General features: G+C 36.2%; 11 protein-coding genes. 2 read left to right on the top strand and 9 right to left on the bottom strand.

The window, feature by feature from the left end; all coding sequences use genetic code 11:
* Positions 1-26: 26 nt before the first annotated feature.
* The 5 genes from sprA to ABY285_RS04070 all read right to left on the bottom strand — a co-directional run bounded on the left by sprA (position 27) and on the right by ABY285_RS04070 (position 14,839).
* A complete protein-coding gene (gene sprA, locus ABY285_RS04090) occupies positions 27-7,070 on the bottom strand; it encodes a cell surface protein SprA (RefSeq protein ID WP_372767292.1) in 7,044 nt (2,347 codons plus the stop codon).
* A gap of 3 nt (positions 7,071-7,073) precedes the next feature.
* Positions 7,074-7,655 carry a Holliday junction branch migration protein RuvA gene (ruvA, locus tag ABY285_RS04085; protein ID WP_372767290.1) on the bottom strand — a complete coding sequence of 194 codons (582 nt, stop codon included), beginning with the start codon at positions 7,653-7,655 and terminating at the stop codon, positions 7,074-7,076.
* A gap of 38 nt (positions 7,656-7,693) precedes the next feature.
* A complete protein-coding gene (locus tag ABY285_RS04080) occupies positions 7,694-9,970 on the bottom strand; it encodes an NADP-dependent malic enzyme (protein WP_372767288.1) in 2,277 nt (758 codons plus the stop codon).
* 289 nt (positions 9,971-10,259) lie between these two features.
* Positions 10,260-13,160, bottom strand: coding sequence for a molybdopterin-dependent oxidoreductase (locus tag ABY285_RS04075; protein WP_372767286.1), 2,901 nt, complete (start codon positions 13,158-13,160; stop codon positions 10,260-10,262).
* A 62-nt stretch (positions 13,161-13,222) separates the two neighbouring features.
* Positions 13,223-14,839: a 4Fe-4S dicluster domain-containing protein gene (locus ABY285_RS04070; RefSeq protein WP_372767284.1), complete on the bottom strand. Its 1,617-nt coding sequence runs from the start codon at positions 14,837-14,839 to the stop codon at positions 13,223-13,225.
* A gap of 156 nt (positions 14,840-14,995) precedes the next feature.
* Here ABY285_RS04070 and moaD point away from each other — a divergent pair, with 156 nt between their 5' ends.
* On the top strand, positions 14,996-15,238 hold the full coding sequence (gene moaD, locus ABY285_RS04065; RefSeq protein WP_372767282.1) for a molybdopterin converting factor subunit 1: 243 nt from the start codon (positions 14,996-14,998) through the stop codon (positions 15,236-15,238).
* Between the two features lie 77 nt (positions 15,239-15,315).
* Positions 15,316-15,738 carry a molybdenum cofactor biosynthesis protein MoaE gene (locus ABY285_RS04060; RefSeq protein WP_372767280.1) on the top strand — a complete coding sequence of 141 codons (423 nt, stop codon included), beginning with the start codon at positions 15,316-15,318 and terminating at the stop codon, positions 15,736-15,738.
* Positions 15,739-15,868: 130 nt separating this feature from the next.
* Here ABY285_RS04060 and ABY285_RS04055 read toward each other — a convergent pair whose 3' ends face one another.
* The 4 genes from ABY285_RS04055 to moaC are packed head-to-tail and all read right to left on the bottom strand — an operon-like array spanning position 15,869 to position 20,346.
* Positions 15,869-17,638 (bottom strand): DNA mismatch repair protein MutS, encoded by a 1,770-nt coding sequence (locus ABY285_RS04055; RefSeq protein WP_372767278.1) that lies wholly within the window; start codon positions 17,636-17,638, stop codon positions 15,869-15,871.
* Positions 17,639-18,718 (bottom strand): ThiF family adenylyltransferase, encoded by a 1,080-nt coding sequence (locus tag ABY285_RS04050; protein WP_372767276.1) that lies wholly within the window; start codon positions 18,716-18,718, stop codon positions 17,639-17,641.
* A 46-nt stretch (positions 18,719-18,764) separates the two neighbouring features.
* Positions 18,765-19,877 (bottom strand): NTP transferase domain-containing protein, encoded by a 1,113-nt coding sequence (locus tag ABY285_RS04045; RefSeq protein ID WP_372767274.1) that lies wholly within the window; start codon positions 19,875-19,877, stop codon positions 18,765-18,767.
* Complete coding sequence (moaC, locus tag ABY285_RS04040; protein ID WP_372767272.1) at positions 19,870-20,346, bottom strand: cyclic pyranopterin monophosphate synthase MoaC; 477 nt, start codon at positions 20,344-20,346, stop codon at positions 19,870-19,872. The genes ABY285_RS04045 and moaC overlap by 8 nt, the downstream gene beginning before the upstream one ends.
* Positions 20,347-20,593 lie beyond the last annotated feature (247 nt).

Below are 20,593 nucleotides of genomic sequence, written 5' to 3'. Positions count from 1 at the left end.
TATTGTTATTTTATTTAATTTATTCATTAATTACCAAATATATACCTGACACTTAACCCAGAACTCACAGATTGTCTTGGGAAAGTTGTTGAAATTGCATATTGGGAAGAACTTTGGTCAAAGTAAAACGAGGTTGTTAAATTTTTACTTACCGCATAATCCGCAAAGAATTTTAGGGATAACAAACGTTGTCCGCCCGTTACTTGATTGTTGTCTTTATCAATTGCCCTAATAATTGTTTCATTATCCCTTAAGGATATGTCAGCCCTTAAATCCAAATCCCCCTTAAGTTTTGTCTGCTCTCCGCCAAATCTAAATCTCATTGCCAAATCTTTAATTCTATAGCCCAATCCTACCACATATTCAGTTCCTTTTATTTGGGTAATTGTATTGTTGTTAAAGTTTAAAGTAAGGCCTCTGTCTTTATTGATTCGACCGCTGAAAGATACGGAATTTTTCATTTTCACATCAACTTTTATCAGTGGAGAAAATTCTTCCAGTAAATTGACATTTGTAAAGAGGGTTTTGTTAATATAATTACCTGCTATATCGGTTTCAGCATATGGATTGTTGCTATTATAAGCCAAATTATTGCTGAAACTTGTAATGGAGTACAACGAATTATAACTGTGCGTAACTAAAAAACTTCTGAAATTTTCTTTAAACCATGCTATTTTCATCAATCCTTTGTAGGTTAATTTCCAGCTCGGAATAGGCACTTCCCTAAAAGCACCTAAATTTACTGTACTTGCATCTTTCCCGGAATAGGCAGCTACAAATGCAGGTAACATCACCTGTTCGCTTGTTTCTCCAAAACCACTTATTGGTTGTCCGGTATTTGTTGCCAGACGTTGCGCAATAATTGCCCTGTTCTTTTTAAATTCTTCAAAAGTCACATCACTGTTATTAAATGATGTTTTTAACATATTGTGGCTTATACTGAAATTTCCGTATTGGGTAATTGGTGAATTAGTATTTAATATGTTGTTCACCACATCCAATTGTTGTGAGGTATTTTTAGTGTAGGTTTTACTTCCCCTAAATTCTACGTCCAGGTTTTGAGATGGCTCAACGATAATGGTTGCATCCAGTTTGTTTAAATGTGTTTGACTAAATGTTCTGTTGAAATAAGGATCGTTGCTATCCCGCGACAATAACCAGCCGTTTTCAACCGCTCTTTGTCTAATGTCAATCTGACTTCCGAACACAAATCCGAATGTTGGCGCAAGACTGCCGCTGTAATTGTCGCGTCCTAGAAATCCGATTTGAGGCATGTAACCAGGTAAGTAAGTTCCATTATTTTCAGCATAATTTATACGGGCTTTTTTAACCGAAGTTAACAAGTTATAAAAAGTTCGCCCTATATCGGCGCCAACAGTTTTATTCTTTTTTGTTGTATTTTTATCAGTTTCAGGCTCTTTTGAACTCTTAGCTTCAGGCTTGGAATTCTTTTTATTCAAAAGTTTGTCAATTCCGATGGTTTTATAAAATTTATTGAAATCTATATCTACCCCTATAGTTTGTGTGTTTGCATTTTGAATTAAATTTCCAATTTTATCGACATAGGATTGAGAAGATGCCTGCCAGTCAAAATCGGCGGTGTACGCATAATCTGCTTTAACAAAGTCTAAGAATGGAATTTTATCTAACGGTATTTTGTAGGTTCCGTTTAATGTTTGGTGGTAATGGTCCGGTCTTCCTATAGTAAAGAAATTGTCAAATAATTTTATGTCATCTGTTGATTTAAAGTCATCATAAATATAATTATTGGCAGCCCTAAAATTAAACTGTATTGATTTTGTTAAATTATATCCCACTCCATAGTCCCAATCAAACATAAAATGACGCTGTTTCAGAATTGGCAATTCTGGCAACCCTTCAATTAAACTTCTGGATAACTGTTCATTGTAACGTCTTATGATATTTGAATTTACGGAGATTGTTGAGGGCAATAAACTCACGTTAAAGTCTTTAATTAATTTTAAATACTTGCTGTTTAGAGAATCCGCATTTTTAAATGGTTCAATGGTTAGTGGCTCAAAACTAAAATTATAGTTGGCTGAAGTCCGCAAATTTTGGTCACTATATTTCTGCACATTGTAATCTTTATGGTAGGTTTCATTATATGCATAAGAAACCGATAAATTTTCTACACTGTAAAAATGTTTTTTATTTTCTGAATTCGGGTTAAATTCCTTTCTGACATTGATTAAACTGATGCTTCTGCGCTTGGTGTAATCCTGACTGCTATTTCTATTTGGGCTATTCTCTAAATTTGTATCTTCAAATAAAACATCTTGATATTGAGAATCATATTTTGGATCTTTAACCTCTTCCGAAACGCTGTAATTAAAAGGCAATTTTATACCCCAGTCTTTCGGCAATAATTTTCCAAAATTCACATTGGTGACCACATCATACAATTTCGTGTCTTGCTGACTTCGTTCATTTACGCGTTGTTCAATGCCACCGAATCCTTGTGTTTCCATTCTTCCTGTCAAGGAAACATCCGCAAAATCGGCAAAATTTGCATCTGCACTCACAACGGCTGCCCAGCCTCCTTTATTATCAAACTCCGAAACCCGCATTTCATTAAACCAAATCTCAGCACTTTGATTGGTAGTAGCGGCATTTTTTACACCGAGCATAATGGTTTTAATGTTCGCCAAATTAGGATTTCCCTTTACCCTTATTTCATAACCTTCCAACCCTTCAATAGGCGAAGGCATATTTACCGCAGGATAAAGTACATTTGGCGCTACCCCTGCTTCAAACCTTAACAATTTAAGTTTTCCCAAATATTCCAAAAAGACATCTAAATTATTTTCTTCAGGCCAAATTTCAAGTGGTGTTGTAACCCCGTAATCAGATACCGTCAACAATTTTTCCAGTTGATAATAGTTGTCGTTTAAATCACTTCCAATTCTAATGATGGCTTTTAATTCATTATCCTGAACCTGCGATTTTGTTTGAACTCCTTCGGCATGTAAAAACAATTTCAAATGTTTGTACATTCTTAAATCTACCTTTACATTTTTGAATATGGCTCTTGTTTCTTCAGGTTCAAGATCGGTAACTTTTAACGATAATGATTGCTCATTTTGTTCCTGCAATGTGGTGGTTCCCCTTAAAATTTCACGATCAATTCCCGGAGGCAACGCATAAGGAATCGGATTTCTGCTTTCGTTTTCCTGAATATTAACAACGCCCACCTGAAAATTTTGCAGTTGCGCATTTGTTAAATCCTGCGGAGGAACAACAACGTCATCCAGTGTTTTTGTGTAACGTCTCCAATCACCTCTAACCAACTGCAGCTCCCCAAAACGCAAAACTACCGGCATTTTAAATTTGGTTAAAAATATTCGCATAAAACGAATGGAATTAAACCCTGTAATATTATTGACAACCTCATCCGGAGTACCTACCTGGATTCTGAATTGCAACCATCTAAATTCTTTTTGACTGCCGTCTTCAAGCTCAACTTTTACTATTTTTTCATCAACAATATTGTTTTGACCTATTACCAAATCGTTTTTATTTAAAGAAACTTTGTATTGATAATAGCTTTCCACCGTATTCATGGTTTGGTCTTTATTGATGTCTTCAACATCTGGATATGTCGTTGCGGAAGTTGGATAGCTTTCGGTTGATAAATTGTTGGTTGGCGAATTTCCCTGCGTATTGTTATACTTTTTATAGCGCGTTAAAATAGAGGCATTGTTGGAATCATATTCTGAACTTCTGAAATAGGAATAATTGTCATTCGCCGGATCTGGACCAAAAGCAGTTCCGAACAATTGGGTTTCTTCATTGTCATTCAATCCGTCATAACCGATATCCTGACTTAAACGTTCATTGTCTTTGTCACTAAACGCATACAATAAAGATTGGTTGGTAGGGATTTTACCCCAAACAGTAGGTTCTGTATTGCTGGTGCTCAACGGATTTTCAGGCAATCCGTTTTCATACATTTTCCTGCCGTCTTTTAAAATATCTTCTGAAACATTTCCAAGGTTAAAATACACTTCCCCAACTTGATTTACAGGATCATTCGGATTTATTCCTGCAGGCAATCCTTCAGCATTTGTAATGGAATAATGGTCATATGGATCCATCAACCAAAATTGGATATATTCAACATTAGATTGTTCAAAGTTGGTTGTAGTCAACGGCCTGGTAATCCCAGCCCAACGGTCTTCCGGGTTGGTAAATTTCCCATCAGCACCCATATTAGAGGTGTCATAATTATAACTTCCTCTTTCATTTGGATAATAGGCCAAATCTAATGTTCTGACTACCGTTGACTGCGTTAAATCCAAGTCTTGTTCAGGGAATAATTCTTCATACCTAATTCTTCTGGTCTCAGCACGAGAAAGCTCTGTATTGTCAATATTTCCAGGTTGCAATGAAGATCCTCCATAAAATAAAGGATCAACTGTATACCATGCCAATCTGGCTCTTTTGTATCCGTAAGGCAGGCCGGTAACATTCCCTCCCAAATCAAATTGTGTTTGGTATTGCGGTGTACTTGCCATATACCATTGCTGAATTGTTCTTATTTCTATAGGAATCTGTGAGCCTTCAAAATCATCTACATAGGAAGTGGCCTGCCCGTCTAACTCAATTCTTTTTGGAGAACCCGGAATTAAATAGGCAAAATCTCCTCGAACTGAAAAATATGAAGGGACGTCCGTATCTATATTAGGCAGTTTGTTTACCCATTTTGTAAATTTCGGAACTTCTGTTCCAAAACTTGCATTTAGCCCAAAAATAGTGTTGTTGATTGGCTCCTGGCCAAATAATGCTTTTTGAGTGATTGGTTTTTCATTTAAATTTAAAATAGTTGCTCCGGCAATAAAATTATCAGAAAATTTATGTTCTATATCAACGCCCAAAAAACTTTTTGTCTGTAAATTGAAAGTGGCATTGTTTTCAACAGAAACTTCAATTGGTGCATTGGAAGCTTCTAAACTTGGGTTGATAATTTGAACCCTTCCCATTTGATAATCTACCACATAATCAATACCTTCAACCAATTCCCTTCCGCCGGAAGTCACCCTAACTGAACCTTGCGCCACATTAAATGCTCCTAATGGAATGCCGTTGGCGCTTTCAGATTTGTGGTATCCTTTTATTAAGTACTTGTCTTTTTGCTGAAAATTATTTTTAGCTTCAGATTGCGTAATTCGGTACAGTTCGTTAAAAACATATGTTTCATCAGCAGTATTGGTCAATTTCGACTGTAAATCTTTACCGAAAGGTTCAACATTTGGAAAAATAATATATCCTTTTTCCGAATTTACCGTAGCACCTTCCACATAATCAAAATAACCGTCACCTTCAGGTGTGTAAAAATGATTTTGGTCGAGCCTGTCCACATTTAGCAAATTTAACAATGTTTTGTCTGAAACACCCGGAGTTTGCGCATTTTGCAATACATTTATCGGCACACCTGTGGCATCATCAGCATACATAAGTTCCAACCTAAAACCATCTCGCTGCATTCTAAAAGTTTGCAATGAATAGATGTTTTTCATCATCAAATCCCATAACGGGATTTCGGTGCTTATAATTTCGCTTCGCAATAATTTTACAACAATATTTTCAGGCGCGATAATTCCATCGCTGGTAAATTCACCCACTCTATAAACTTTAGGATCTCCACTAATTGTATATTCAAAGGCAACTGCAAGCACATCAGAATCAGCCAATCTTCTGTTTAATGAGATGAATCCCAGTTGCGGATTCACCCTAAATTCATCAGGTCGTAATTTTATGGCATTTTCCAATACCGAATAATCCCGGCCTTGTTGCATAGCAAAAGGTGACAAGCCGTTGCTTACTGTTGAAATATTACGAACTTGATTGGTGGTTGTTAATATGGATGAAATATCGTTTGCATTGTTTGAAGGATAAAGTGCGCCCGGAACAGCGATTACATTTGCCGGACCAATATTTGAAGGATCACCTTCCCCGATATCGGAAAGCGCCACAATATTTCTGATATCAATGGTTGTGGCATTTCTGTTGGTCACCCAAACTTCTACTTTAGTGATATTTATTGCACTGTTTATTAACGGATAATCCTTTAATGAGGTATTATAATTATCCCTAAAATATTGCGCTAAAAAGAAGTGACGATTTTCATCGTAATCTGTTGCCTGCAACTCAAATTCCTGAATGGTTGAACCTCCCTGCGCAGCAACCGTTTTTGTTTGTGATTTTTGTTCGGCAAAAACGCCCGTAACGGTTGTTTTTCCAAATTGCAATTGTGTTTTAACCCCAAATAAGCTTTGAGCACCTACAATTAAAGAGTTTTTTAGGGGCATGCTTACATTACCCACTTCTATTTTTTGAAGTATATCATCTTCCGTCGGCGTATATTCCAACTTTATTTGATTTTGGAAATTAAAGGTGGATTGCGTGTCGTATTGGGCACTTACTTTTAACTTAGTTCCCACTTTCGCTATAATACTGGCGCTTATTTCCTGATTAAAATCGAATGTAAAACTTTTTCTGTTGCGTTCAGACAATTGCGGATTATCGACTTTCTGATACAACATCCCCAATTTCACCAACACAGATCCCTGCGGATTTACCTCAATGGTATTTCCTCCAAAAACGGATTGAAAAAAATCGGATTTTACGTAATAGGTTGGCAATAAGTTTTTTTGAGCATCAACGCTTCCTGCTTTTTTAGGGTTGGTAGCGCTAATTTTGCTTTTATAATAGGAAAGCATGTCCTTTTTCAATTGGTATTGTTTATACTCTTCCTGAGTCATAAAAATCGGGTACTGCACGTAATAATCTCCGATTTTTTCAACAACCATATATTTCCCCAGTTCGGTATCATAAATAATTTCAGATTGCTTTGGGTCGGTAAGAAACAAACTTCCTTCCTGATAACTTTTAAATGGGTATTTTAATTTTATGGTATCGTTTACTTTTTCAACAATCGTAGTGTCTTTTGGGAATAAAACAGGAGGTGTTTGAGCTTTAACTGTTGAAAGAAAAAACCAAAAGAAAAAAAATAAAATATATGTTTTAAGTATATATCGCTTGTTTTCCAAATTCTATAAATTTTTCAATGCGTTTTTTATTAAAACCTCAACACTAAGCGTTTTGTCCTCAAGCAGTATTTTATCCACTACTTTTTCAACCTGCTTTTTATTAAACCCTAAGACCTCTAAAGCAGATAACGCTTCATTTTTAACTGTATTGCTTTGGTTGGCGTAAACTTCATCAATGGCATAGGTTTTAGAAATTTTGTCTCTTAAATCGACCAAAACACGCTGTGCGGTTTTAACACCGATTCCTTTTACAGACTGGATAACGCTGACATTGTTTGAAGCAATGGCCTGCTGAATTTCATCCGTAGTCATAGATGATAACATGGTTCTGGCAATGCTAGGCCCAACCCCTGAAACCGAAATAAGCAATCTGAAAATTTCACGTTCAGTTTTATTGATAAACCCATATAATGTATGCGCATCTTCCTTGATAGAAAGATGCGTATACAAAATAACAAATTCGTTATCCGGGAGTTGAGAATATGTATTAAGAGAAATGTTTAGCCAATAACCAACTCCGTTTGTTTCTATAACGGCAAATGTTGGATTTTTTTCAACTAACTTTCCTCTTATGTGCGTTATCATATTTCATTTTTCTATTCACTACCAAATGTACTAAAATATTATTTACTATTCGTTTTTTCCTGTGCATGCACAATTGCCACACAAGCCATATTCACAATCTCATCAACGCTTGCACCAAGCTGAAGAATATGAACAGGTTTTTGAAGTCCCATAATAATAGGTCCGATAGAAACTATTTGGTCAAATTCTTTCATTAATTTATAGCCAATATTTGCAGATTCTAAATTCGGAAATATTAAACCGTTAACCTTTTTATCGTTTAATTTAGAAAATGGGAACTTCTCTTTTAATAATTTAGGATTTAATGCGAAATCGGCTTGAATTTCACCATCTACATTAACTTCTGGATATCTTTTGTGCATAATTTCAACAGCCTGTGAAACTTTTTCAGCCAACGGAGAGTTTGATGATCCAAAGTTTGAAAATGACAACATCGCCAAATTTGGTTCAAATCCGAACATCTTCATTGAGGCGGCTGTCATATAACAAATATTTGCCAACTCTTCTGCAGTTGGTTCTATATTAATTGCGGTGTCTGAAAAGAATATTGGGCCTCTTTTGGTTAACATGATATTTGTTGCAGCAATACGCTTCACGCCTTTTTCTTTTCCAATTAATTCAATCATTGGCTTTACCACAGTTGGGTACGCTCTTGAATAGCCTGTTATCAAAGAATCTGCTGCCCCTTCATTTAGCATCATGGCGGCAAAGTAATTGCGTTCTCGCATCAAACTTTGTGCAGTTAATAGAGTTGCTCCGTTGCGTTTTCTTTTTTCCCAATAGACTTGCGCAAATTTATTTCGACGTTCTTCCTCTTCATCAGATTTAGGATCGAAAATTTGAACATCAGCTTCAAAATTGATTTCCTTCATCAATTCCTGGATGATTTTTTTGTTGCCCAATAAAATAGGTTTTCCAATTCCGTCATCATGAATAATTTGCGCTGCTTTTAACACATCTAAATGATCGGCTTCCGCTAAAATTATGGTTTTTGGATCGGCTTTTGCACGAGACATGAGCATACGCATTAATTTACTTCCTGTCCCTAATCTTTCAGCCAAAGTTTCTTTGTAAGCTTCCCAATCGGTAATAGGTTCTTTTGCCACACCAGATTCCATAGCTGCTTTTGCAACTGCAGGCGGAACTTCGGTAATTAACCTATGGTCAAATGGTTTAGGGATGATGTACTCTTTACCAAATTTAATATTGGTCTCTCCATACAAGATATTTAAGTGTTCCGGTACGGTTTCTTTGGCTAAATTAGCCAAGGCATGAACCGCTGCCAGTTTCATTTCTTCATTAATTTTAGTGGCTCTCACATCTAACGCGCCTCTAAAAATATACGGAAACCCAAGTACATTATTCACTTGATTAGGATAATCCGATCTTCCTGTGGCCATAATAATATCCTTTCTTGTTTTCACAGCCAAATTATATTCAATTTCAGGGTCAGGATTTGCCATGGCAAAAACAATAGGGTCTTTAGCCATCGTCAACAACATTGCAGGTTTTACTACATCTCCTTTAGAAAGTCCGATAAAAACATCAGAGCCAACCATGGCTTCTTCCAAAGTATTTAAATCCCTGTCAGTGGCAAATTCAGCTTTTTGGGCGTTTAAATTTGGGGCGTCTTTTCTAATAACCCCTTTGCTGTCACACATCACCAAATTTTCTCTTTTGGCGCCAATCGCCAAATAAAGCCTTGAGCAGGAGATGGCAGCAGCACCTGCACCACTCACCACAATTTTAACTTTTGAAATTTCTTTTCCTGTTATTTCAACCGCGTTTTTTAATGCCGCTGCAGAAATAATTGCCGTACCGTGTTGGTCATCATGCATTACAGGGATGTCCAATTCTTCTTTTAACCTGCGTTCTATCTCAAAAGCTTCAGGCGCTTTAATGTCTTCCAGATTAATACCTCCAAAAGTCGGTGCAATATTTTTTACCGTTTCTATAAATTTTTCAACATCTTTTGTGTCAACTTCAATGTCAAAAACATCGATATCAGCAAATATTTTAAACAACAATCCTTTCCCTTCCATTACGGGTTTTCCGGCTAAAGCTCCAATATCTCCTAATCCTAAAACTGCTGTACCATTAGAAATAACAGCTACTAGATTTCCTTTAGAAGTATATTTATAGGCGTCGTCTGGATTTTTTTCTATGGCCAAGCACGGTTCAGCCACACCTGGTGAATACGCCAGTGACAAATCGCGTTGCGTTGCATGTTTTTTTGTTGGAACTACTTGAATTTTTCCCGGACTCGGGAATTGATGATATAATAAAGCTTCGCTCTCTTTTTTAGAATCGCTCATAATAATATATAATTTTTAATGAAAAATCTTAAGCTACAAAGTTAACCATAATTGGCTCAAAGGAAAGCTAACATTTATCATTGTTTAAAAATAAACGCAAAACTGTAACCCCTAAAACAGTGTTTTTTGAGGCCTTCTGAATATTTGCAGGAAAACAGGATTTATTCTAAACAGAAAAGACAATGTTGTTGATTAATAAGAGATTGCTTCAAATGTATAGCGTAAAATCAAAAATCATTTTGGTTTTAAAACGGGCTATAAAAAATCCCGCGATTGCGGGATTTAAAAATTAGCCTTCTTTTTTCTTTTCATCTTTGAGATAAAACATAGAGGCATCTGGCCTAAAAGCCCTTTCAAACCAAATTGGTCTGCGCTCTCCATTTGGTCCCGGAGCCGGGCGCGTCATTTTCATCCATTCCTTATATACCTCATGCGATTTATTGGTGTCTACAAAGATATCTCCATAACGCTCGTCTTTTCCTGGTTTTTCAATACGAACCCGTTGGTGCCAGCAATGCATTCCGCTAATAGGATCGGGGTGAACTGCGTGTGTAATGTTTTGATGTACGCCTCCGTCTTTCCAAAAAATCCGTTTGGAATCTTTATCAGAAGATTCAAAAGGTTCTATTCCCGAAATGGTGTTCATTTTCCACCCTCCCTTTCCATTACTCTCAATGTTTACGGTATTTGTAGCCCATCGATTTCCTGTTTTATCTTGCGGTCTTCTCCAACGGCCAATATGGTGCGAACAGGCAACAACTCCAGGTTTCATACTTTGGGTTACCCAAACTTTATCGATAAAATAGCCAATGTCGGTATTCATTTTTACCAAATCGTCCGTTTTAAATCCCCAAATTTCGGCATCCTTTGGGTGCATCCAAATCGGATTTCTGTTTGAAATTTCTACCAGCCATTTTGCATTTCCAGAGCGGGTATGAATCAATGCCGGCAGCCTGAATGTTGGAACCAGCACATATTCTCCTTTTGATTTGTCTAAATTATCGAGGTGAATGTGGCTTTTAATATAACTTGGTGTGGCATATTCCGGCCATTTCCAATCGACCATAGTTTGTGAATAAAATTCGTTTTTACGTGATGGCGTTGGAAAACCTACCATCGCTTTTCCGTTGATCATTACGCCAATTGCTTTTCCGTCTTTCGAAACAACATTGGTATCTTTATCGACTGTCGCTCCATTTAATTGCGCTTCAGTTAATAAGGTTTCGTTCTTTTTATATGATTCTCCACTTTCAATTTCGAAGGCACCATATTTTTGCATGAACTGCAATTCGGTTATTCCTTCTTTTTTGGCAGTTGCCGGCAAGCCCGGTACACGTTCAAAAATATATTGGTAATATTCGTCAATGGTTATTTTTTCTCCCGGCCGGTAAGGCGATTCAAAATGCTTGCGAATTCCCATACTTCCATCGGGATCTATGCGCCAGCTTAACTCAATAAAAAATTCATCTTCTTCCCAAACTTCACCCGGATTTACCTCATAGGTTAATTGCACCGGTTTTCCGTTTCTTCGTGCAGCTTCCCGCAACACTGGCTGACGAAATGCAACCCAGGTTCCTCCGTGCGTTGCGTATGAATTGATGTCGTGACGCTCGGAAGCCAATCCCATCGGCAACACAAAATCGGCATGAAAAGCAGTTTCATTCCACGTTGGCGTTAATGCGGCGTGCAATCCGAATTTACTTTCATCCATAAACATTTCCATCCAGGTAAATCCGTCGGGATATGTCCAAACCGGATTGAATACCCTTGAAAAATATACGTCAAGTTTACCTCTTCCCTCTTTTAGAAAATGCGGAAGCAATTGGCTCATTTCAAAAAATGCCAATGGAAATTCCTTTGGAAAATGCAATTCATTCCACTGTTTTTGTGGCTTTGGCGGATTTGGCAATGTTGGTGCAAATTTGTTCCATTTATTTGGTGACGTTCCTCCTTTTGTGCCCACTGCGCCAACCAATACGGTTAAAAAATGCAATGAACGCGCAACAGCCCAACCGCCAAGGTTTGAAGCCCCGGCAGCACGCCAGTTATGTGACGCAAAACGTTCACCTGCTTCACCTATTTTTTGTGCAATTTCAACAATCATTTCGGCTTTTACTCCCGATTCTTTTTCTGCAAAGTCGGGTGTAAATTCTTTATATTCCTCAATCATTGAGGCAATATAATTTTCAAAAGTTATTGCTTTATCCGCATGTCTTGCTTTTAAGTATTCTTCCCAATTGGTCCAGTTTTCTAAATAATCTCTGTTATACAACTTGTTTTGTAAAATGTACAAAGCCATGGCCAATAAAACTGCAGCTTCTGTTCCCGGATAAGATGGCATCCAATAATCGGACATCGATGCGGTATTTGATAAACGCGGATCCATTGTGGCCAATTTGGCGCCTTTCATTTTTCCTTCAATAATGCGTTGTGCATGTGGGTTGAAATAGTGACCTGATTCTAAATGTGCTGAAATCAACAATATAAATTTTGCCTCGGCATGATCCGGTGATGGCCTGTCGTAACCATACCAAAGATTATAGCCAAAACGGGCTCCTGAAGAACAAATATTAGTATGTGAATTATGGCCGTCTATTCCCCATCCCTGCAAAATCCAGTTCATAAATTTTTCATGTCCCGGTCTTCCAACGTGGTAAGCCACTTCATTGTGTCGATTTTCTAAAATGGCCTTTCTAATGCGGGCAGAAATTGTGTCAAGCACCTCATCCCAACTAACCCTTTCCCATTCTCCATCGCCTCTTTTTCCTTTTCTTTTCAGCGGAAATAAAATTCGGTCAGGATCCGTTAATTGATTGATTGTGGCCGGACCTTTGGCGCAGTTTCTTCCTCTGCTGCCCGGATGGTACGGATTTCCCTCAAATTTTTTGACTTCCTGTGTTTCTTTATCAATGAATGCCGTTAAACCACAGGCACTTTCACAATTAAAACACGTAGTTGGCACAATTTGATAAGTGACTTTTTCCTTTTTTGGCCAAACCTTTGGATTGTATTCTACCCAATTGTCCCATTTTTCCGGTGGCGGAAAATTCTCATAAAGCTGCGCTACCTGTTCATCAGTAAAATGGCGCATATCCTGGTCGAATTCCTGATAGCCTTCTTTATGTAAATTAGGAATGATTCCCAATTTTTCTGCAATTCCTTCTATAAATGATGGTTTTTTGTAACCCATGATGATTTATAATTTTAATTAGTCAATTAGGTAATTAGCCAATTTATTTTTTAAATTTAAGTTTATGCCAACGGAACTCTTTGTGGTGCTTCCACCCAAATTTTCTCTGTAATCAGAATTCCCGCCAATACACAGACTCCTGATATCACTGCCCATATTTCTCCTGAATCAGAAAGTAACAATGCCAAAGGGATGATGTTTCCAACCAATACGGTTATACCCCAAAACAAGTTTTTATATCTTCCTTTGGTAATCATTTTTACCACCCTTTTTGCTGAAGTGGTTGGATGTGTAATTGTCAATTCGGTAATCAGTGTAAATAGGTTAACTACCAAGGCAATAATCATGGTGTTTTTTAAAATTGCCATCCAGTCTTCATAACCTAAAACCAATGAGGCAATTGCAAAAATTGCAGTTCCCGCCATTACGCTATGCACTAACATGTGCAAAGGCAAGGTTGGACTTTGCCAAAAATCGCGACCTTTTGCTTGTGCAAACAGGAATGCCGTATAAATAGCTAATAAAATGGCAAAAACAGCTGTAATCCATAATAAAGCAGTCTCACCTGTCTTTATTTCGAAAAAAGTCATTACTGCCCAAACAGTTACCAAAAGTCCGAAAACAGTAATGGTATAACCACCTTTCACCAACCAGGAATTCCACTGCGGACGCAATAAAACGTTTAGAAATCGATCAGGTCGGTCCAAATCCATCACCAAAAACAAACCTGTTAACGCAAGGAAAACTAAAGAGATTCCGGCAGACCATAATTTGGCGGTTGGCGAAACTTCATAACCTAAAAGTATTGCCAAAAACGGGATTAAGAATGCACCGGCGGCAATGGCTTTGGTAAAAACATAGGTGGATACTTCCCAACCCCACAATATTCCTTTATCGGGCGTGTCGTAAACCCTTCGGGCTTTACCGTTCAGCACGTCAATATAATTCGGATTTTCATTGTCCTTTCTCTGGTAAGCAGCCTGAATATCATTGTCTATTGTCATTTGTAATAAATCTACATCAGTGTTGGTGTGCATCATTTTTTCAGCAGCTTTAGCGAAATGTCCAACGCCACGAGCTTGAGAACTCCATAAACTTTGTCCGGTATTATCTGTTGCTTCCGGAACCAAAGAAGCGTCATCTCCATCTATATAGAATAAATTTGGATTTGTTCCTTTTTCCGGTTTCCGAACTTTCACGGCCTGACGCGCCAATAACTGAGAAATCTCTGTGTTTGGATTGTGCATATCGCCCGCAATAATTGCGTGTTCCGGACAAACAGATACACAAGCCGGTTCCCGGCCAACATCTATCCTATGCGCACAATAATTACATTTTGCGGCTGTTTGGGTATCTGGATCAATATATAAGGCGTCGTATGGACAAGCCTGCATACACGATTTGCAGCCAATACAACGATTGTTGTCGAAATCAACAATCCCGTCTTCTCTTGTATAAAGCGCTTCTACCGGACAAATTTCCACGCATGGAGCATCTGTACAATGGTTGCAACGCATGACCGAAAAAATTCTTCGCGTATTTGGAAATTCCCCTTTTTCAACCTGCTTAACATAGGTTCTGTTAACGCCAATAGCCACATCGTGTTCTGATTTACAGGCTGTTGTGCAAGCGTGACAACCAATACATTTTCGATTGTCAATGATAAAACCGTACTTCATATTTTTATAAAATAATTTGAACTCTAACAAAATTAACCAATCTAAATACTTGCTTTGTGATATTCATCACGCAATAGATTATTTAGACCTATTTTAAATCGAATGCCTTTTTTAATCAGAAATCCTTTACTTTTGCTAAGTTGTTAAATATCTCAAATGAAAATTCAACTCTTATTTTTCGGAATCGCTACTGATTTGGTGGGTGAAAACTCCATGAATTTTAAATTAGCAGAAAACACAACCGTAAAAGCGTTAAAAGAGACATTAATAACTGATTATTCAGCATTGAAAAACATGGAAGATTTTGCCATTGCTGTAAATGAAGAATATGCCGAAGATGATTTGGTTTTAAAAGAAAATGATGTGGTCGCTATTATTCCGCCAGTGAGCGGAGGGTAAAAGCCCCCTAGTCCCCGAAGGGGGAGTTAAAAAATGAAAAATACAATTGGTATATCGGCTAATTGGATAATTAACTTATGAAAAATGCTGATGTTTTAATAACTTCTGAGAAACTGAATATTCAGGATTGTTATAATTTTGTGCAAAATGATTCTTGCGGTGGAATTGCACTGTTTGTAGGCACAGTCAGAAATTCAACTCAAAATAAAACAGTTACTTTATTAGATTTCAGCGCTTACGAACCGATGGCTTTAAAAGAAATGCAAAAAATTGCAGATTTGGCATTAACAAAATTTCAGATTCATAAAATTGCCATTCATCACGCCGTTGGGGAATTGCAAATTGGCGCTGTTCCTGTAATTATTGCGGTTTCCTCAGCACACCGGAAAGCTGCTTTTGAAGCTTGCGAATATGCAATTGATACTTTAAAAGAAACGGTTCCTATCTGGAAAAAAGAACATTTTGAGGACGGTGAAGTGTGGGTGAACTCACATCCTTAAGCCCCCAACCCCCAAAGGGGGAATTAAAAATTAATCTCCCTAAATCTCCAAACTATCATAAATTAAACTTCCTTTCAATGTAAAAGCACTTAGGACAGACAAAAAGTAGAAAAAAAATTATATGAAAATTCTAAATAATTTCCATTTTCTTCAATAAAAAAGAAGCGTTCATGTTTTTACAAATACCCACTTTTAATTTATAATCAAAAAACAATTCGTCGTTGATAATTTCAGCATCAAAATAATAGTTTTGTACTTCCGGCAATTCCTTTTCAATTTCACACAAACTTAAATCGTGCGTTGCGATAATTCCCGTCGATTTTGAACTCACTAATTTTTGGACAAATTTTCTCGATCCAATCGCTTTATCGGTACTGTTTGTTCCCTTTAAAATTTCATCTAAAATGATAAAATAATCCTCCGTTTTAATTTCATCAACAATAAATTTCAATCGTTTTAATTCAGAAAAGAAATAGGATTCATTATCTGCCAAAGAATCTGAAGTTCGCATACTGGTAATTAACTTAATGGGGGAATATTTGAATTCCCCGGCGCAAACCGGCAAACCCATATTTCCCATAACGATTGCCAATGAAACTGTTCTTAAAAAAGTGCTTTTCCCAGCCATATTTGCACCGGTAATAATAAAAAACTGTTGATTTTCAATGGTGAAATCATTATCAATACGTTGTGATTCTTTAAGTAAAGGATGTCCTAAATTTTTAGAGGAAATTATATTTATGTTTTTATCAATTTCTGGAAAAACATAGTTTGGATGATTAAAAGCAAAATTGGCCAATGAATTTTGTGCATCAAAAAAAGCGATAACATGAAACCAATCCTCAACTTTATCCTTACAATTGTTTACCAATTTTTCTACATTATGAACCTGCTGCAAATCGCGCAATAAAAAAGCATTCCCAAAAATGGCAATAATAAGGTTGTTTCGTTGATCAAAACCATCTAAAACTTTAGAAAATTCAGAAAATATTACAGATGCTTTTTTAGATTCCGTTTGAATTTCCTGTTGCTTCGTTTTCAAAATTTGTGAGGCAAATACCTGTTTTTCAATTTCACACAACAATTTATGATATTGCTTAAAAGTATCTTTTGCATTGCTTGCGTCAAGGTACAATTCATCCACTTTTTTAGAATAAAATCCGGATATTCCCGACCCAATAAAAAACCAAATCAACAAAATTTCACCAACGATAATTTGTGCAACTAAAAGCCCCATTAATACCAAAGAAATTATCGAAAAAGCTTTGGGCAAAAACGAAATAAATTTAGGAAAATCCGATTTATAATGCTGAATCCAACTCACGATTTCCTTAGCGGGATGTTCCACTTTCACCAAACTTGCCAAAGCCGAAAATCGCTGTCTCCATTTTGGTTTTTGGCTTAATTCTTTAATTCCCTGTTGCTTTTCTTCAATGTTGAAAATATCATTGTCTCTTAATTTATCAACAAACTCCTGTTTCCCTTCCACGGTAACTGTTCTGTTACAATACTGAAAAAAAGATCCTTTGCCAAACAAATCGATATCGTAACTAAATGGATGTGTGTGATCTATAAATTCGCCCCCTGCATTTAAGGATAAATAGTCCCTGTTTAAAACCTTTATTTCGGTTTTATTTATGTCGATTAAAGCTTTGTTGAGATCGCTTTTATATTGTAAATTGGAATGCCTCGTTAATAAAATAAAAAATAATATTGCAGCAATTACCACTATAAAAATCATTATTTTTACCTCTCCAAAAAAGAAATAAATACCAAAAACGGCCATTAAAAAAAGAAGAAGCCGCAACGAACCAGAGATTGCCAATTGCTTTTTTAACTTTTTTTGGTTTTGCTCAAAACTTTCTTTTTCAGCAGTATAAAATTCCAGCGGATTTTGCATTTAATAATTTATGATACCTTCAGCCAAACTAAAAACTGAAAGCGATGGATATTTTTCTTTTAATTTCAGTGTCACCTCATAACTTGTGATTCCTTTAGGGCAAATGATGACATAGTATTTTTTAAAATCAGCTTGAAAATTTTCAACTTTGAAAGCATTGTAAGGTGTTTTTTGATGCACTTTGAACGGAATAAACGCGTCCGGAGTGTTAAACACACTCACAATTTCAAGGGTTGAATCACCTATTTTTTCTTTTAATGAAGAAGCAGAGATCAACAAAGAAGGATCTTGATTTGAGCAAGTTTCATCTAAATACTTCGAATTTTCAAAAATAGATTTCATGTCTAAACCTTTGTTTTTCTTTAACTTCATTTTGAACTGCCTATTCTCCAAAGCATTGTAAATCAATAATTGATTAGTCAATAATTTGCCGGTTTCCGTGATTAATTTTATGACCTCATTTACTTGTAAAAGCGAGATCATACCAACAATAGGATTCATTGTTCCGGCTTCTTCACAATTGGGAATGTCGGTGGCTATTTTTGGAAACGCATCACGTAAATTACACGAAAAATCGCCCTTCTTGTTTTGCACGTTAAAAGTTGCCACATAACCGTCAAACTTATACAGCGAGCCATAAACCAAAGGTTTTTTCGCCAACACGCAGGCATCATTTATCAAATATTTTATCCCTAAATTATCGGTGGCATCAACAACGATATCAAATTTTGAAATCAATTCCAAAATTGAATTTTTTGTTACCGCTTCATTGGTAAATGAAACTTTGGTGAAAGGCGCTCTTTTTTTAATTTCATTGGCAAGAACTTCCGCTTTTGGCTGCTGAATATCTTTTATTTTAAAAAAAACCTGACGGTGTAAATTTGAAACAGAAACCGTATCAAAATCCACCAAATGAAGTTCTCCAACACCGCTTGTCGCCAAATAAACGGCAATCGGATTTCCCAAACCTCCGCAGCCAATAACCAACACTTTTGCTTTTTGCAACAAATTTTGTCCTGCCTCACCAATCTCTGATAAAGTGGTTTGCCGTTTAAAATAAGTGCCTTTATTTAAATTCATGGTTGGTTTAAATTCGTTTGCCTTTCAGGTTAAATTTGACATTATTTTAGTCGTTAATTTCTTTGAGCGCCGCCTTAAATTCTTCTGGCGTATTGATATTTCGAATTAAATTATCGTCCACTTCAATAATTTCAATGGCCGAATTGAGCAAAACTTTTCTTGGGCAAGAATATCCCTGCGCTAAATAATTTAATAATATCGGAAAGCTTTTAGGTTCCCAAATGGTAATTAAAGGTTCCGGGAACTCTTTGTCTTTTCCCTTTATTGTTGTGGCAATTTTTGACGGATTTCTATGTTTTAGCAACAAATTAATCACCTCATCGTTCACAAAAGGCAAATCGGTTGCCAAAACCAACCAAGCCACATCAGGGTTTTCCTGAAATGCGGAACAAATAGCGCCAAATGGACCTAAGCCCAAAAATTTGTCGGTAATTTTATTTGAAATCCCTATTTCCTGTTCTTCCCGCACCGATAAATACGTTTTTAAATGGTTTTTCTCTAACAGTTCAATTGCTATTTCCCGTTGATTTTTTCCATAAAAATTAAGCATCCCCTTATCTGTGCCCATTCTGGTGCTTTTTCCACCTGCCAAAACCAAGCCTTGAATTGGCGCCATTTTTTCTTTGATTAAATTTTCAATATGTTTCGAAATTTTATCAATTTCACCGATTTTATAGCACAAAATATTTTTTATCTGCGGATGCTTTTCTTCCAAAAAATCGAAATATCTGGAATCATCCGTTAATTTTATGACAAACTGAATGTTGTTCAGCTGATCCAGTCTTTTTAGAACCGAAGCCTCTTTTTCATTGTCTAAAATTAAAATTTGTTTAGCGCCTTCATAATGATTTCCATTGATAAACACAAGATCGTTTTGAGAAAATTGAATGCGCTGATTGAATTTATTGACTGCAGAATTGATTAAAATAGCGGCACTTCCTTTTGAATGAAAGGTATATTTTTGCAAAAAATTCGACTCCACATTATCATTATGAGAGGCGTCAAAATAAGCCAATTTATAACTTGTCAATTTTTCAGCTACCTGATTTACTAAATTTGATATCACATCGCATTTTGAACCAACTATTGAAATTTCATTTGGCGCAAAATTGTCGTTGTCCCTTAATTTAAGTTTTGCGTGTTTTTGATGTTTATTCATTCTTGATATCGTTTTTTCCTCCAGATTTTTTGACCAGTTTCACTTCTTTAATCACCATTTTTTGAGAAATGGATTTGCACATATCGTATACCGTTAATGCAGCAATAGTCGCGCCAGTTAACGCTTCCATTTCCACGCCGGTTTTTCCTTCTATTGAAACCGTGCATAAAATTTCTATTTGCTCGTTATCTAAAATTTCAATATCAATATCAACTCCATTAATTAATAAAGGATGACACATTGGAATCAATTCAGATGTTTTTTTAACCGCTTGAATCCCTGCGATAATGGCAGTTTGGAAAACAGGTCCTTTTTTAGTAATCAACTCATTGTTGTCAAAATGAGTAATAATTTCTGAACCTAAAAACATTGTGGCTTTAGCAGTTGCGGCTCTGTTGGTTACTTTTTTATCGCCAACATTTACCATTTTTGGCTGATTCCGTTGGTTGATATGAGAAAACTTTATCACTTTGTTTCAGTTTTTAGTGTTCCGTTTTTAATTTTTTTATATAATTGATTTTTTAAAAAGTAAGCTATATAACTCTAATCAGGTTTTGGCCGATTTAAACGCAAAGTCGCAAAGTTTTACGCAAAGTTCTTTAATCTTGATTTTTTATATATGAGATTCTGGCACAATTTATTGATTTTGCGGTAAATCTAATTTTTTAATACATAACATTTTACCATTCCTATATTTTAATTCATTCTTAAATATT

It is taken from the genome of Lutibacter sp. (genome assembly GCF_041555395.1).
Lineage (GTDB): Bacteria > Bacteroidota > Bacteroidia > Flavobacteriales > Flavobacteriaceae > Lutibacter.
This window is presented reverse-complemented; position numbering and strand designations above follow the sequence as displayed.